The sequence below is a fragment of the Polaribacter sp. L3A8 genome, from assembly GCF_009796785.1.
GTDB lineage: Bacteria > Bacteroidota > Bacteroidia > Flavobacteriales > Flavobacteriaceae > Polaribacter.
The window spans coordinates 2,611,315-2,627,592 of sequence record NZ_CP047026.1; the positions used below are offsets into that span (position 1 = coordinate 2,611,315).

11 protein-coding genes are annotated in these 16,278 nt (G+C 31.9%); 7 read left to right on the forward strand and 4 right to left on the reverse strand.

Annotated elements, in window-relative coordinates; all coding sequences use genetic code 11:
- Positions 1-56: 56 nt before the first annotated feature.
- Positions 57-683: a leucyl/phenylalanyl-tRNA--protein transferase gene (gene aat / locus GQR92_RS10555; protein ID WP_158839327.1), complete on the reverse strand. Its 627-nt coding sequence runs from the start codon at positions 681-683 to the stop codon at positions 57-59.
- Between the two features lie 118 nt (positions 684-801).
- Between aat and GQR92_RS10560 the strand changes: the two genes are divergently transcribed.
- Positions 802-1,431 carry a YqaA family protein gene (locus tag GQR92_RS10560; RefSeq protein ID WP_158839329.1) on the forward strand — a complete coding sequence of 210 codons (630 nt, stop codon included), beginning with the start codon at positions 802-804 and terminating at the stop codon, positions 1,429-1,431.
- Between the two features lie 29 nt (positions 1,432-1,460).
- On the forward strand, positions 1,461-1,706 hold the full coding sequence (locus GQR92_RS10565; RefSeq protein ID WP_158839331.1) for a DUF1456 family protein: 246 nt from the start codon (positions 1,461-1,463) through the stop codon (positions 1,704-1,706).
- Between the two features lie 130 nt (positions 1,707-1,836).
- Here GQR92_RS10565 and GQR92_RS10570 read toward each other — a convergent pair whose 3' ends face one another.
- Together GQR92_RS10570 and GQR92_RS10575 are read right to left on the reverse strand one after the other, a co-directional pair.
- Positions 1,837-2,208 carry a DUF3127 domain-containing protein gene (locus tag GQR92_RS10570; protein ID WP_158839333.1) on the reverse strand — a complete coding sequence of 124 codons (372 nt, stop codon included), beginning with the start codon at positions 2,206-2,208 and terminating at the stop codon, positions 1,837-1,839.
- Positions 2,209-2,213: 5 nt separating this feature from the next.
- Positions 2,214-3,074: a flavin reductase family protein gene (locus GQR92_RS10575; protein WP_158839335.1), complete on the reverse strand. Its 861-nt coding sequence runs from the start codon at positions 3,072-3,074 to the stop codon at positions 2,214-2,216.
- A gap of 78 nt (positions 3,075-3,152) precedes the next feature.
- On the opposite strand from GQR92_RS10575, the gene GQR92_RS10580 reads away from it, so the two are divergent.
- Both GQR92_RS10580 and GQR92_RS10585 read left to right on the forward strand, forming a co-directional pair.
- Positions 3,153-4,304: a sensor histidine kinase gene (locus GQR92_RS10580; RefSeq protein ID WP_158842103.1), complete on the forward strand. Its 1,152-nt coding sequence runs from the start codon at positions 3,153-3,155 to the stop codon at positions 4,302-4,304.
- Between the two features lie 316 nt (positions 4,305-4,620).
- Positions 4,621-9,792: a T9SS type A sorting domain-containing protein gene (locus GQR92_RS10585; protein ID WP_158839337.1), complete on the forward strand. Its 5,172-nt coding sequence runs from the start codon at positions 4,621-4,623 to the stop codon at positions 9,790-9,792.
- A 237-nt stretch (positions 9,793-10,029) separates the two neighbouring features.
- Here the strand turns inward: GQR92_RS10585 and GQR92_RS18175 are convergent, their stop codons facing one another.
- A complete protein-coding gene (locus GQR92_RS18175; RefSeq protein ID WP_368074158.1) occupies positions 10,030-10,170 on the reverse strand; it encodes a hypothetical protein in 141 nt (46 codons plus the stop codon).
- 273 nt (positions 10,171-10,443) lie between these two features.
- Here GQR92_RS18175 and GQR92_RS10595 point away from each other — a divergent pair, with 273 nt between their 5' ends.
- The 3 genes from GQR92_RS10595 (at position 10,444) to GQR92_RS10605 (ending at position 16,227) form a co-directional block, all read left to right on the forward strand.
- Complete coding sequence (locus tag GQR92_RS10595; protein WP_158839339.1) at positions 10,444-11,337, forward strand: IS1595 family transposase; 894 nt, start codon at positions 10,444-10,446, stop codon at positions 11,335-11,337.
- A gap of 68 nt (positions 11,338-11,405) precedes the next feature.
- The gene (locus GQR92_RS10600) at positions 11,406-11,726 is read left to right on the forward strand and encodes a hypothetical protein (RefSeq protein ID WP_158839344.1); all 321 of its coding nucleotides are present in this window, start codon (positions 11,406-11,408) and stop codon (positions 11,724-11,726) included.
- A complete protein-coding gene (locus GQR92_RS10605; RefSeq protein WP_158839347.1) occupies positions 11,695-16,227 on the forward strand; it encodes a T9SS type A sorting domain-containing protein in 4,533 nt (1,510 codons plus the stop codon). Before GQR92_RS10600 ends, GQR92_RS10605 begins: the two co-directional genes overlap by 32 nt.
- The last annotated feature ends 51 nt before the right edge of the window (positions 16,228-16,278 follow it).

Genomic DNA, 16,278 nt, shown 5'->3' on the forward strand with positions numbered 1-16,278 from the left:
AATAACAGACTAACTCCTTCTACTCCTTATAATAAATCTTATAAATAAAAAGAAAACTAAGACTTTAAGTTCTTTAAAAAGATACTTCTATCAACCTCTTGTGCCCCCAAACTAGCTAAATGATCATTATGCATTTGGCAATCTATTAAGGTGTATTCTTTATTTTTAGCTAAATAAATAAACGCCAATTTAGAAGCATTAGAGACCTTGCTAAACATACTTTCTCCACAGAAAATAGCATTTATTTCTAAACCATATAAACCACCAACTAACTCATCATTCTGCCATACTTCTATAGACTTTGCAATGCCTTTTTTGTGTAAATTAATATAAGCCTGCTCCATATCATCCGTAATCCAAGTTCCAAAACCATCACTTCTTTCAATATTCTTACAATTATAAATTACTTCTTTAAAAGCTTTGTTCTCTGTTATTGTAAATTGATTTTTATGGATAATTTTTCGCATCGATTTAGACACTTTTATTTGATCAGGATATAATACCATTCTTTTATAAGGACAATACCAAACAATAGGATCTCCTTCCGAAAACCAAGGAAAGATTCCGTTTCTGTAGGCATAAATCAATCGTTCTTCAGATAAATCTCCACCCAAAGCAATAATTCCATCATCCGTTGTAAACTCATAAGGCGGGAATTCTATTTTATCTGTTAGCCAAATCATTTTTGCTGTATTTATGGCTAAATTAAGAAAATCTTAAAAAACTATTAAACTAAAATTGTAACCTTATTTATTTAGAATTTGTTCTTATTTTTGCAGTATCATTTAAACAATTACCTACTTGGAAAAAAAGCGTAAAAAAAGAAAGAAAAAAAAGGCATTTATAGGAAAAAGACTCCATAATTATTATGGTAGAACTGGTTTCTATTTATTTGTTTGGGAAAGCTTAAAAAAAGCTTTCTTACCTATCCTTGCCGTTGTGGTTAGTTTATTTCTTTTTAATAAATATGTTTATAATATAAATGAGGGTTTACATCATTTTACAGAAACTTTTTCTAGACTAACTGTTTTAACAGCTTTCTTTATTTCTGAAACATTGTTAGGGTTAGTGCCTCCAGAAATGTTTATTGCATGGTCTAAAAAAACATCAGAACCCGTTTTAAATCTAGCAATCTTAGCTACGTTATCTTATTCAGGAGGTTTACTTTCTTATTTTATTGGAAAAACAGCTTTAAAAATTAAATCTGTAAAAGAATATTTAGAAGTAAAAATGGCAGACAACTTAAAAAACACTCGAAAATGGGGTGGAATTTTAATTTTAGTCGGTGCTTTATTACCACTGCCTTTTTCTATAGCTTGTTTAGCTGCCGGTATGATAAAATACCCTTTTAGAAGTGTTGTTCTGTTTGGTTTATTTCGTTTTGTAAGATTTGCAATTTATGCCTGGGCAATTTTTCAAGTAGTAAATTAAACTCAATTTAAAATAATTATCTTTGCTGTATGGGATTAACAAATAACGACATTTTAAAAAAACTACGTGTAGCTCATAAACTGCGCGATACTGATATTGTAGACATTTGCGCTTTGGTTGACTTTAAGGTAAGTAAAGCCGAATTAGGCGCTTTATTTAGAAGTGAAGAGCATCCAAAGTATATGGAATGTCAAGATCAAATTTTACGTAATTTCTTAAACGGATTGGTTATTCATTTACGTGGACCAATGCCTAAGAAAGGAGAAAAAAAATAATTGCAGATATTTAGATTGTTGGATTATTAGGTCTTTCGATTTAAAAAAGCAAAATAAAATTTTATATAAAAAAAGAGTGTAATTTAAAAATTACACTCTTTTTTTTATTTTTATCTAAAATTCCAATAGTCTAGAAAGGTAAATCGTCTGGCTCTTCATCTGTAATTTTAGATGCTGGCTCAAAATTATCTGTAGGAGGTATATTACCACCTGCAGAAGCACCTTGAGATAAGTTTTCTATTCTCCATCCTACGATTGAGTTAAAGTATTTAGCTTCACCTTGTGGGTTAATCCACTCTCTACCTCTTAAATTGATAGATACTTTTACATCTTGCCCAACTTTATAGTTGTTTAACAAGTCTGCTTTATCTTGTTGAAACTCAATATTAATCATTTGTGGATATTGATCATCTGTTGTAACCACTAATTCTCTTTTTTGAAATCCATTTGATCCAAAAGTTTGAACTTCTCCAATTAATTTTACTTTACCAATAACTTCCATAATTTCTAATTTAATAAAAGTACTTTCCAAGCACTTTCTACATCATTCATTTTTAAATACTCTTGGGCAAATGTATGTTTTTTTGTGGTTTCTAATCCAATAAATTCAGAATGTTCTTCCTTAAAGTTATTAACATCCGCTTCTGTTGGCAATTGTTCTACGTTACCTAACATCCCTAAATTATTACCAGTTAAAATAGTACTATTCCTTATATCTAAAGGGATTTGGTCTACTCCAATACCTAAATTAGCAATAGGTTTTGGTATTTCGAAAAAACCATCTTTAGCTCTTGTATAGTAATTACCTCCTGCTCTTGCTACTAAATCTATTTTATGTTGATCTATGCTTCCATCCTCTGCTAAAACATCCTCAGAAATATGCACTTTTACAACTTCACAAACTATTAAGTTTCCAGCGCCACCTTCATCACCTGTAAAAATAACATCATTTACTTTACACTCTAATTGCACAGGAGATTCTGCTACTCTAAATGGTTTAATTTTATCGGAAGGTAACATGGTAAACCCTGCTTTTTCAAACTCATTTATACCCTCTGGATATTCTGCGCTACTTAAAGACATTTGTTGTGCCATCGCATAGTTTACTACATTTATAACAACTTCTTTTGTTGCCAAAGCATTATCTAAAGTATGTTTTGTAGTATTATCTCTAACTCTTCTTGCAGGAGAAAAAATTAATATTGGCGGATTTGCACCAAAAATATTAAAAAAACTAAAAGGTGATAAATTTGGATTTCCATCTGCATCAATTGTACTTGCAAAAGCAATGGGTCTTGGCGCAATGGCACCCAATAAATAACCATGCAATTTTTGAGTAGAAATATCTTTTGGATCGATAGAAAGCATACATAAATTTTTAGTTACGTAAAGATACTATCTAATCTTTAAATGAGTTATATACAAGAAACCTTTATATTTGTTTTAATGAACTTTTTCTCTAATACTATTTTATTTAAACGAATTACAATTTTTGTTTCGTTAATTATTGTCTCGTTAATTCTATGGAATACATATACGTTCTTTCAAAAATTTAAACATGAAGAGCGTATTAAAATGGAAATTTTAGCAACTGCTCAAAAGGAAATAGCCAGTGACACCAACTTAGACGCAAATGTAGATTTGCCTTTAAAAATAATTGAGAACAACAGTAATATTCCAATGATTTTAGTGAATAACAAGGGAGCGATAGAATATTTTCAAAACCTCGATTCTGTAAAAGCCTCAAATCCTAGTTATTTAGAGAAACAACTACTAGAAATGAAGGCAGAAAACGAGCCCATTGAAGTTAGTTATAAAGGAAAAAACAAACAATTTATTTACTACCGAAATTCGGATTTATTAAACAGGTTAACTTACTACCCTATTGCTTTAATCTTAATTTTAGTGCTCTTTCTAAGTGTTATTTATATGTTTTACAACTCTAACAAAGCTGCAGAAACCAATAAACTCTGGACAGGCATGGCTAAAGAAACAGCACATCAAATTGGTACACCCTTATCTTCTCTTTTAGGCTGGATTGCCATTTTAAAAATGGAAAAAATTGATGATAAATATGTAGAAGAAATAGAAAAAGACGTTAGCAGACTAAACACTATTGCAAATCGATTTTCTAAAATTGGCTCTACCCCAGAATTGAAAAAAGAAAATGTGGTTGCTATTACAAAACAAGCTTTCGATTATTTAGAATCTAGAAGTTCTAAACAAATATCCTTTTCTTTTATTACTACTGATGATGAGATTTACACAAACTTAAATACAGAACTATTTGGTTGGGTTATAGAAAACCTTATCAAAAATGCTATTGACGCTATGTTAGGTAAAGGAGAACTGAAACTAAATATAGAAAACACTACTAAAAAAGTAAAAATTACCATTACTGATACTGGTAAAGGAATGCCTAAAAAGTTATTCAAACAGATTTTTAAACCCGGATTTACCACTAAAAAGCGTGGTTGGGGCTTAGGATTATCACTTTCTAAACGTATTGTTTCTGATTATCACAAAGGAAAAATATTTGTACAAAAATCTGAAATTGGAAAAGGAACTACTTTTGAGATCCAATTAGACAAAGTGTAGTTGAACGGTTTCTACAACAATCCTAAAAAAGATATTTCCTTAATACTTACTGTAAGTACTAAAACACTTGTTTCCTCTCGATTTATTGATAAAACCAACACTCTTTACTACCAATAGTTTCTCAAAATTAACACTTTTTTCACTTAATAAATGGTTATTAAAGCAATTTTATCTAATAACAAAAAGCAATTCAACTACACTAAACTGCATTTTAAGTACATAAAAAAGCCACTCGAATAAAAACATCTCATTTTTTTAAACCTCATCACTAATTTTGTAACTCCAAACGATATTAAAATTTAAAAACCAGTTATATATGAACATCTTAAGGTTTAAAAAATTAAAGAGAGCATTTTTATTTATTATTCTATTTACTTTTTCTCAGATAGGCTATGGTCAATTAAGTGACTTACACATCCTTCCGCCATTAAAACAAGATGCTAATAACCAAGCTATTCAGCAACAAACCATCTATTTATCTACACCAGAAACTTCAAGTTTCAATGTAAATATATATAGAGGTACTAATACCACAGCACTTACTACATTATCACTATCAAAAGCAACTCCAAAAACATACAACCCAGGTAATGGAGATAACAATATAACTCTAGTAACTAATGCCAATACAGGTATAACTTTATCTAACAGTGGTTTACGCTTTGAGTCTGAAAACGGAGAAAAATTTTATGTCAATTACAGAGGGCGTTCTAAATCACAAGCTGCTTCAATTACTTCTAAAGGTAGAGCAGCTTTAGGTCAAAAATTTAAATGGGGAGGCGCACCTATTGAAGCGAACCATAAAACAATGAGTGCTACATTAGGTATAATGGCTACTGAGGACAATACCCAAATAAAAATAAGTGGCTACGATACAAATTGTAAATTTAGAGCTACAACTACAGTAGACGGAATTACAGATAATACTATAAATATTACGCTAAACAAAGGACAGTCTTATGTACTTGAAGCTGCAAAAGACGCTACCACAGCCAATGTAGATGGATGGATTGGCTCATCTATTGAAGCTGATAAAGATATTGCTATTAGTAATGGTATGTTAAATTTTGGGGTAAATACTAATAGCGCTTCTAGAGATGCTGGTGCAGACCAACCTGTGCCTGAAGATAAATTAGGAAAAGAATATGTTTTTGTTCGTGGTAATGGAGGTACAACAAATGAGTTTGTAATCATCATAGGTACACAAGCAAACACAGAAATCTATGTAAATAACGAGACCACACCTTTTGCAACAATTGGTATTGGAGAGTACGCAGAAATACCATCCTCTAAATATTCTGGGACTTCAAGTGGTAAAAATATGTTTGTATCTTCTACAAAAAATGTATACGCCTACCAAGTTATTTCTGGAAGTTCAAGTATTGCTACAGTAAGTTTAAATTTTGTAGCACCTGTAAGCTGCTTATTACCAGATACAATGGATCACATTTCTAATATAGAAGATATTTCTGGAATTACAGCTTCTGGAGGTTTATCTATTATAGCATCAACTACAACAGCAAACTCAGCTATTAAGGTTTATAACGGTGCTAACGGTATCACTCAAATTAATTTACCTGCAGAAGAAGCTGTTGCAGGTTCATCTGACTGGAAAACTTTTTATATTACAGGTCTTACAGGGAAAGTATCTGTAAAATCTACAGGCCCAATTGCTGTTGGGTTTTTAGGTTTTAATGGAGCTAGAGGAATTGCAGGATATTTTTCTGGATTTGATACAGAACCAGAGACTGTATTAGCTATTACAGGCGGAGGATGTTTACCTAGTGGTGCAATTGAAGTAGTTAATAAAGATTTTGAAACTTATCAATGGTTTGATAATGGCGCTTTAGTACAAGGAGCAACTAGCCATACATATACCCCAACCGAAGCTGGAGATTATTATGTACGTGTTTCTAAAGGAGGTTGTACTTATGATTCTAAATCTATTTCCGCTTACTATTGTAACCCAGATATTGTTGTAACCAAAACTGCCGACAAAACCGAAGTTATAGAAGGTGGTACCATTACTTTTAAAATTACAGTAGAAAGTAAAGGATTAGACGCAGTAACAAATGTTAACATTTCAGATGTAATCCCTAGTGGAATAACAATATCTAGTGCAGAAGCAAGTACAGGTTCTTGGTCTGCACCAAACTGGACAGTAGGTACACTTACAAGCGGACAAATAGAAACCATTACAATAAAAACTATTGTTGATCCAATGACAGGCATTACCGCTAGCACAGAATTAACAAACACAGCAACAAACACACAAGACCAAGTAGATAGTAATATCACTACAGATGCCCCTTCTGTATCTTTTAATATTTTAAGAGATTCTGATGGTGATGGTATTGCAGATGTAAATGATATTGACGATGATAACGATGGTGTTTTAGATACTGTAGAAGGAAGTAATGATTTAGATAACGATGGTATCCCTAATTTCTTAGACTTAGATTCTGATGGTGATGGTTGTCCAGATACTATAGAAGCTAGTGTACCTACAGTATTAACAAATATAGATGTAACCAATGGTAATGGTACAAATACTAATGATAACACAATTACCAACATTACAAATGCTACAATAAACACTACAAACAACCCTGTTGGAAGTAATGGATTAGCTGCTGGTTTAGAAGCAAACGACACTGCTACAACCTCTACAAACTACACTTCTACTTACAATACGTATGCTTTAGATGCTGCGACAAATGTTTGTGGAACTGCAATGATAACACAAGTATACCAGACACCAACAGAACGTTGGATAGAAATTACCAATACAGACGCTACAAATATTGTTGCACCAAATGCAGCTATTATTGCGCTCTTTAAAAATACTGCTGGAGACCAAACAGATAAAACTCCTTCTGCCTTTGCTTCTAACACTAATGTTATTAACCCAGGTAAATCTATACTAATATCTGCAGGTAGTGTTACAAACAAGCTTTCTTCTGCACAAGAAATAGTAAACACAAATGTTACCAATTTTGCTGATGGAAATGATATTATAGCGTTAACAAGAGTTTCAGGTAATAATGCTTGGGAAACAAGAATTGATGTTTTAGAAGCTATAAAAAACACTACTAGTTATGTGCGTATTGATGAAATATTAGCTCCAAATAAAACTGCAGACGCAACAGAATGGGTAGCTTTTATAAATGATAATATTATTACGTATTCAGACTTAGTAAACGAAGAAAACGAAGAACGTCATACACATGATCCTTTATTATCAGAAATAGCAACTGCAAATAACAATGCGAACATTAAACCAGGTTTACACAACTTTGGACTAACAGATAGAACGAGTTCTGATTGGTCTAATGGATATCCTGATAGATCTAGAAATGTACAAATTTCTGAAACATATTCTTTTTCAGAAAAACTAAGTGCTAGAAAATTTGAAGTTAAAAACGGAAGTATTTTTAGTATTACGGATAATTTATTAGTAGTAACAAACAACATTAACATCGATAGTGCTACAGATGAAATTAGATTGGTTAGTTCTGATGATACTAATAAAGCACAACTAATACAAACGCACGAAGGTGATAAACTAGTTACAGGTTTAGGTAAAATTCTTATCGATCAAAACTCAAATGTACCAAGTAAATACAGATATAACTACATGAGTTCGCCAGTAAACACTGTTGGTACCAATTCTTTTACTTTAGAAAATGTACTAAAAGACGGAACAACACCAACCTCTACAACTTCTACAATAAAAGATATAAATTTTGTAACAGGTTACGATGGTAGTGCAACATCACCAATTTCTATAGCAGAATATTGGGTTTACACTTATTCAAATGCATCAGGAAGAAGTAATTGGTCTCATAAATATAAAAACAGAACAATTTCACAAACCGACGGTTTTACAATTAAAGGAACTGGTACTGCGCAGAATTACACATTTGCAGGTACACCAAAAGACGGAGATTTAAGCACTACTATTGGCGCACAACAATCTTATCTACTAGGAAACCCATACACATCTACAATGAGTGCTAAAAAGTTTATAGAAGACAATAAAAACACAATAACTGGTAATATCTATTTCTGGGAACATGATGGAGAAGAAAGTACCGAAGCTAAAAACCAAGGACATAATTACGGTGGGTATATTGGTGGTTACGCAATAAGAAACAGTGCTATGGGAATTGCTGCAAACCAAGTATCAACTAACAATGGTGCAACCCGCACAAATAGTGTGATTGAAGCAGAAACAGGAACACTGTCTAATGGTGCAGAAATTTATACCGATAATGATATGAGCGGTGTGTTGTTAAATGGATACAATCAAAAAGTTGCTTTTACAAGTGGTGTTAATGCAGATTCATTATTTATAAATTATAAAACAAATCAATCTCTATTTTTAAATATTAAAATAAACGGAGTAGATTATCCTACCTACCTTAACACTGTACCTGGTAATTATGCAAATGTTTTTATTGTAACAGATATAAAAGTTTCTGATGAAATAGAATTTATTTATCCTGATGAAACTTCAAACATAGACATCTATATTAACGAAATTACTTTAACCGGAGATGGCGCAAATGATGCAGCACCTTCATTAGGTAACGGAGAGTACAAAATTCCAGGTGCGTATATACCTATCGGACAAGGATTTTTTGTTACAGCTAATGAAAATGGCGGAACGATTAACTTTAATAATAGCCAAAGAGAATATATTACTGAAGGAGCAGAAGCTGTTTTCTTTAAAAGCAGTAATAAGAAAGCAAAAACAACCGACTTTACAAACACATTACCTATTATTAAACTAGGTATGGATTATAGAAACAATAATGAATTAAGCCTGCATAGACAAATAGGTATTTCATTTAAAAACGGAAATTCATTTGAATTTGAAACAGGATACGATGCACCAATCTATGATGTTGGAACAACCGATATCTACTGGAAATTTCCAAATGTTGATAATAAATATGCTATTGCAGGTGTGCAAAGTATTACCGAAGACCTAGAAATTCCTTTAGAAATTACTTTAAAAAACACAGGTACAGTTACTGTAGGTATTGATGAGTGGAATGCAATTGACAGAAACATCTATTTAATAGATAGAGTAACAGAAACCTCTTATTTATTAAACAACGCAAAAATTGCTTTAACTTTAGTAAAAGGAACCTATTCAGAAAGGTTTTATTTAGGATTTAAAAATATTAAACCAGAAGTAGAAGTAACTCTAGACACTAAAAATTCTGTAATTTTAGACACAAACATCTCTGTATATTTAGATAATAATACACAAGAGTTGGTTATTAACAATAACAGTAATTTACAAATAGAAAATGTAAAATTATTTAATCTTACAGGTCAACAAGTAAACGAATGGAATAACCTTGAACCAACTAAAACTGAAAGTAGGTTTAAAACTAAAAAACTTTCTAAAGCAATTTATATTGTAAACATAGCAACTGAAAAAGGAATTGTTTCTAAAAAAATTATATTAGAATAATTTATTCTAAAACACTTATATGGTAACCACGTTTTTATTTTAAAACGTGGTTATTTTTTTCATGCCTAATATTTACAAAACCATACCCAAGAATTAATCCAAAAAACATCCAAAGTAAAAACTTTAAAGAACTTTTTTAAGATAATTTCTTCATCAACAATAAATGGCCAAAAAAAAGCTGCACCAATAAACTTACAAAAGCCCAAAATTAAGTCAACTTTAACCCACGGTCTCATCTTATTCAAACTGATTAGAAATACTTGTAGCTAAAGCAACAAACTTATCATTTGTTAATGTTACTTTTTTAATAAATTGAATATCTTCCATTGTATTTGTAGGCACTAAATGTATGTGTACATATGGTACTTCTAACCCCATAACCCTCGTACAAACTCTTTTACATGCAACTTCTTTTTTAATGATTTATCATTTGGATTGATATCTAAAAAAGCAATATAGTTATCATCTTCTAAAGCTCTTTTAAAATAAAGCGCTACCTTTATATAGAAAAAGTAACTTACAGTCTATCTACAGCATCAAATCAATTAATAACACCCTAAAGTACTTATACCTTTCTTCTTTTTTTAAAATATTTTATTAGAGGTCAGTATTTAAATTCATATCTTTAAAAACAACAAATACAGTAATATTATGAATATATTTAAAGGACAAAACCTTCTAGAGTTTGCTGATCGGTTTAAAACGGATGAAGATTGCAAGAAATACTTGGCAGATATTAAGTGGAAAGATGGATTTCAATGTGTTAAATGTGGTCATAACAAGGCTCAAATAAGAAAAGATTTTTCACGGACATGTAATATTTGCTCTCATCAAGAATCATCTACATCAAACACACTTTTTCATAAAGTAAAGTTTGGTGTTAGAAAAGCTTTCTTTATTGTTTTTGAAATGAGTACGAGTACTAAAAGCCTTTCTGCTAGTTATGTTGCAGTTCGTTTTAGTGTAACAGAAAAGACTGCACGTTTATTTATGCTCAAAATTAGAGAAGCTATGGAAAGTAGTGGAAATAGTCCTATGACCGGTATTGTTCATGTGGATGAATTTGTTTTGGGTGGACGAGAAAAAGATAAAGTAGGAAGAAGTTATAATGCTAAGAAAAAGAAAGCTATAACTGCTGTTGAACTAACTGAAGATGGAAAAGTTAAAAGAATGTATGCCATGAGAATCGAAGATTTTTCAGCTAGTTCTTTGCAATATATTTTTGTGAATCATATCAGTCGAGAAGCTAAAGTGATAACCGACAAATGGAGAGGTTACAGGCCTATTGCTAAAGTTTATAATATTACTCAAATAGAAAGTAATGGTGGTATGAATTTTAAAGCACTTCATACAATGATTCATCAGGTGAAATCTTGGATAAGAACAACGTATTCTTGGGTAAGTGACTTTAATCTAAATAGATATTTTAATGAATTTTGTTTTAGAATTAATCGATCACAAAGTAAAGCAACAATATTCAATAACTTAATAACTAAAATGGTTGAAAAGGAGAAAGTAGAACATCACAAAATTATATGTAACTAACTACTGACCTCTATATTTTATTACTACATTAGCATTATTATAAAATAAGATGCTCTAAATTCCCTAAAATGAGAAAAAAAATATATAAAATAATTATCAGTATTATTTTATTAACCATAACACACGCTGGTTATAGCCAATTAAGTGATTTACATTACCTACCACCATTAAAACAATCTGCTAACAACCAAGCTATTAAAGAACAAACCATCTATTTATCTACACCAGAAACTTCAAGTTTTAATGTAAAAATATATAGAGGTACTAATACTACAGCACTTGCTACTTTATCACTATCAAAATCTACCCCACAAACCTATTCTCCAGCCCCAGGAGACAATGATATAACCCTAGTAAGTGATAACACACACAGGAATTGTGTTATCTGATGGAGGCTTACGTTTTGAATCTGCAAGCGGAGAAAAATTCTATGTTAACTATAGAGGTAGATCCGCTTCACAAGCAACTTCAATTACCTCTAAAGGTAGAGCTGCTTTAGGTCAAAAATTTAAATGGGGAGGCGCACCAATTGAATCCAAGGACAGTAGAGTTAATGCAACACTAGGTATAATGGCTACTGAAGACAATACCTCGATAACAATAAGTGGTTATGATACAGAATGTAAATTTAGATCTCCAACTGCAATAGACGGAATTACTGATAATACAATAAATATTACTTTAAATAAAGGACAGTCTTATGTACTTGAAGCAGCTAAAGACGGTGCCGCAGCCAACATTGATGGTTGGATTGGTGCATCTATTGTGTCTGATAAAGACATAGCCATCAGTAACGGAATGTTAAATTTTGGTGTAGATATTGCTAGAGGGGCTAGAGATGCTGGTGCCGATCAACCTGTACCAGAAGATAAATTAGGTAAAGAATATATTTTTGTACGTGGTAATGGAGGGTCAACCAGTGAGTTTGTAATCATCATAGGAACCCAAGCAAATACAGAAATTTATGTAAATGATGAAACTTCGGCTTTTACTACAATTGGTGTTGGAGAGTATGCAAAAGTACCATCCTCTAAATATTCTGGTAATTCTGTTGGAAAAAACATGCACATAACAACTACAAAAAACGTTTATGCCTACCAAGTTCTTTCCGGATCTAGTAATAGCAATTCAGTAAGTTTAAACTTCGTAGCCCCCGTAAGTTGCTTATTACCAGATACCATGGATCACATTTCTAATATAGAAGATATTGCTGGACTTACAGCATCTGGAGGTTTATTTATTATAGCATCAACCACAACAGCAAACTCAGCTATTGAGGTTTATAACGGTGCTAGCGGTAATACTAGAATTTTTTTAACTACAGAAGAAACTGTTTCAGGTTCATCTGACTGGAAAACTTTTTATATTACAGGAGTTACAGGGAATGTATCTGTAAAATCTACGGGGCCAATAGCTGTTGGATTTTTAGGTTTTGACGGAGCTAAAGGTATTGCCGGATATTTTTCTGGATTTGACACTGTACCTGTTACAGAATTAGCTGTTACAGGTGGAGGTTGTTTGCCAGGTGGTGCTATTGAGGTAGTTAGTAAAAATTTTGAATCTTACCAATGGTATGATAATGGTGTTTTAGTAACAGGGGCAACAGACCATACATACACCCCAACAACATCTGGAGATTATTATGTACGTGTTACTAAAGGAGGTTGTACCTATGATTCTCAGTCAATATCTGCTTACTATTGTAACCCAGATATTGTGGTAACCAAAACTGCCGACAAAACCGAAGTTATGGAAGGAGAAACCATTACTTTTAAAATTACAGTAGAAAGTAAAAGTCTAAACGAAGTTACAAATATTAACATCTCAGATGTGGTTCCTAATGGTTTAACAATTATTAGCGCAAGTACAAGTATAGGTTCTTGGACAGCTCCTAATTGGACTGTAGGAGACATTATTAGCGGGCAAGTAGAAACCATTACAATTGTTACAAAAGCAGATGCAATGACAGGAATTAACGCTACTTCTGCTAAGGTAAACACAGCTACAAATACACAAGATCAAGTAGATGATAATACCACTGCAGATTCACCTTCTGTTTCTTTTAATGTTTTAAGAGATTATGATGGAGATGGCATCGCAGATATTTATGATATTGATGATGATAATGATGGTATTTTAGATACCGAAGAAGGAAATATTGATACAGATAATGATGGTATACCAAATCAACTAGATTTAGATTCTGATGGAGACGGTTGCCCAGATGCAATAGAAGCAAATGTGCCAACTACATTTAAAGAAGCGCCTGTAAGTAATTTAGATACAGATAATACAACAACCATAATAACCAATATAGCAAATGCAGTTATAGATACTACACAAGACCTAGTTGGTGCCAATGGATTAGCAAATAGCTTAGAAGATGTAGACACAGATGCAGCAGCTATTAATTACACATCAACATACACTAATTATGCTTTAGACACAGCATTAAAAGCATGTGGTACATCAATGATAACACAAGTATATACTACAGGTACAGAGCATTGGGTAGAAATTACAAACATAGACCCAACAAATATTGTTGGTATAAATGCAGCAACATTAGCATTATTTAAAGACGGATCTGACCCAACAACAGCAACATCTCCTGTAATTTTTGCCAATACAACAACTATTCAACCAGGTGCTTCTATTTTAATTACTAATGATCTTACTAATGCTTCATTAAGTAATGCTAACGTTACGCCTATTACTAATGCAAACGTAATAGATTTCTCTGATGCAGATGATGTATTAGTACTAACAAAAGGTACCGCAAATTATGCTTGGAACAGAAGAGTAGATGTTGTAAGTGCTATTGCAGACAATACAAGTTACGTGCGTATAGATGAAACTTTAGTACCAAACACAACCTATACAGAAGATGAATGGGTTGCTTTTATAGATGATACTATTATTACGTATTCAGATGCAGCAAATGATAATACCACAGAACGTCATGCACATGCGCCACTTTTATCTGAAATTGCTAATGCAGATGATGCCGCTAATATAAGACCTGGTTTGCATAACTTTGGAGAGACTAGAAGAATAAGTAATGCTTGGTCTAACGGTTACCCAGATAGATCTAGATACGTAAGAATTTTTAGAGACTTTAGTACTTCTGATAAATTAAGCGCAAGAAAACTAGAAGTTAGAAATGGTCGTACACTTAGTATTACAGACAATTTAATAATAGTAACCGAGGAGGTTAAAATTAAAGATACTACCGATCAAATACGATTAATTAGCTCTGATGACACCAACAAAGCACAATTAATACAAACGCATACAACAACATCTAAAGTAACTGGTGATGGAAAATTATTAGTAGACCAAAACACTACCGTACCAAGTAAATACAGATATAACTATTTAAGTTCTCCTGTAAATACAATCGGTGAAACAAATTTTACGGTTGCTAGTGTTTTAAAAGATGGTACAAACCCATTAGACGCAACCTCTACTATTGGTAACGGAAGCTCTAATATAGCTAAAGAGATTACTTTTGTAGCAGGTTATGATGGTGACTATACAAAATCACCCATAGAAATCGCTGAATATTGGGTATATACCTATGCAGCCTCAGCAGGCGGAAGAGCTAATTGGTTACAGAAATTTAAAGGAGGAACCATTGCACAAACAGATGGGTTTCTACTTAAAGGAGCAGGAAGTTTAAATCAAAGTACAAAAGGACAAAATTACACTTTTGTAGGCACACCAAAAGACGGAACATTAACAACAACTATTAGTGCGGGAGATTTTTATTTAGTAGGTAATCCGTATGCATCTGCAATAAGTGCTAAAAAGTTTATAGAAGATAATTTAGATACTACCAACGGAAGTTTATATTTCTGGGAACATAAAGAAGAAAAAGCTTCTAAAAATGGATCTGAAGGACATAATTACGGAGGATATGGAGTTAGAAACTTGTCTGGTGGAGTTGCTGCAACTAGTGTATCTAATAACAATAATTCTAATAACGGTACACCTAATTTAGGTAACGGTTCTTATACAGAGCCAAAGGCTTTTATAGCAATCGGACAAGGTTTTTTTATAAATGGAGATGATGCCGCCTCTACAACTACAGACAATATTCAGTTTAACAATAGCCAAAGAGAATACATACAAGAAGGAAACGAATCTTATTTCTTTAAAAGTGAAAACAAAAAATCTGCAAGCTACACAAACACATTGCCTATAATTAAACTTGGAATGAGTTATACTAATGATGAAAACTTAAACCTACACAGACAATTAGCTATTTCATTTAAAAACAATAACTCTTTTGATTTTGACAAAGGATATGACACAGAAATTTACGACGTAGGAACTACCGATATCTATTGGAAGTTTCCAAACAATGATAAAAAGTATGTAATTACTGGTGTACAAAGTATTTCTGAAGATTTAGAAATTCCTTTAGAGTTAGTGCTCTCTAAAAACGGTAATGCAACAATTGGTATAGATGAATGGAATGCTATTAACAGAGACGTTTATTTAACAGATAAATTAACAAATACATCTTACGCTCTTAATAATAAAACTATCGATTTAACACTTGCAAAAGGAACCTATACAGATCGTTTTGTACTTGCTTTTTCTAAAACCACAACACTAGGTATAGAAGATGTTCTTTTAGAAAATAAAGTTGCTGTCTATTTAGACAACAATGCTAAAGAAATTGTAATTAACAACAACAGTAATTTAGAATTAAAAAAGGTAACTTTAGTTAATATATTAGGTCAAAAAGTGGCACAATGGAATAATATTGGAATCACAAACAAAGAAAATAGATTAAAAATAAATACTCTTTCCAAAGCTATTTACATTGTAAATATTGATACAGAAAATGGAAAAGTAACTAAAAAAATAGCAGTAGAATAATTTATTTTAAGAAAAAAAACTAATTTCTAATCGTTAAAAAGCCTACTATGT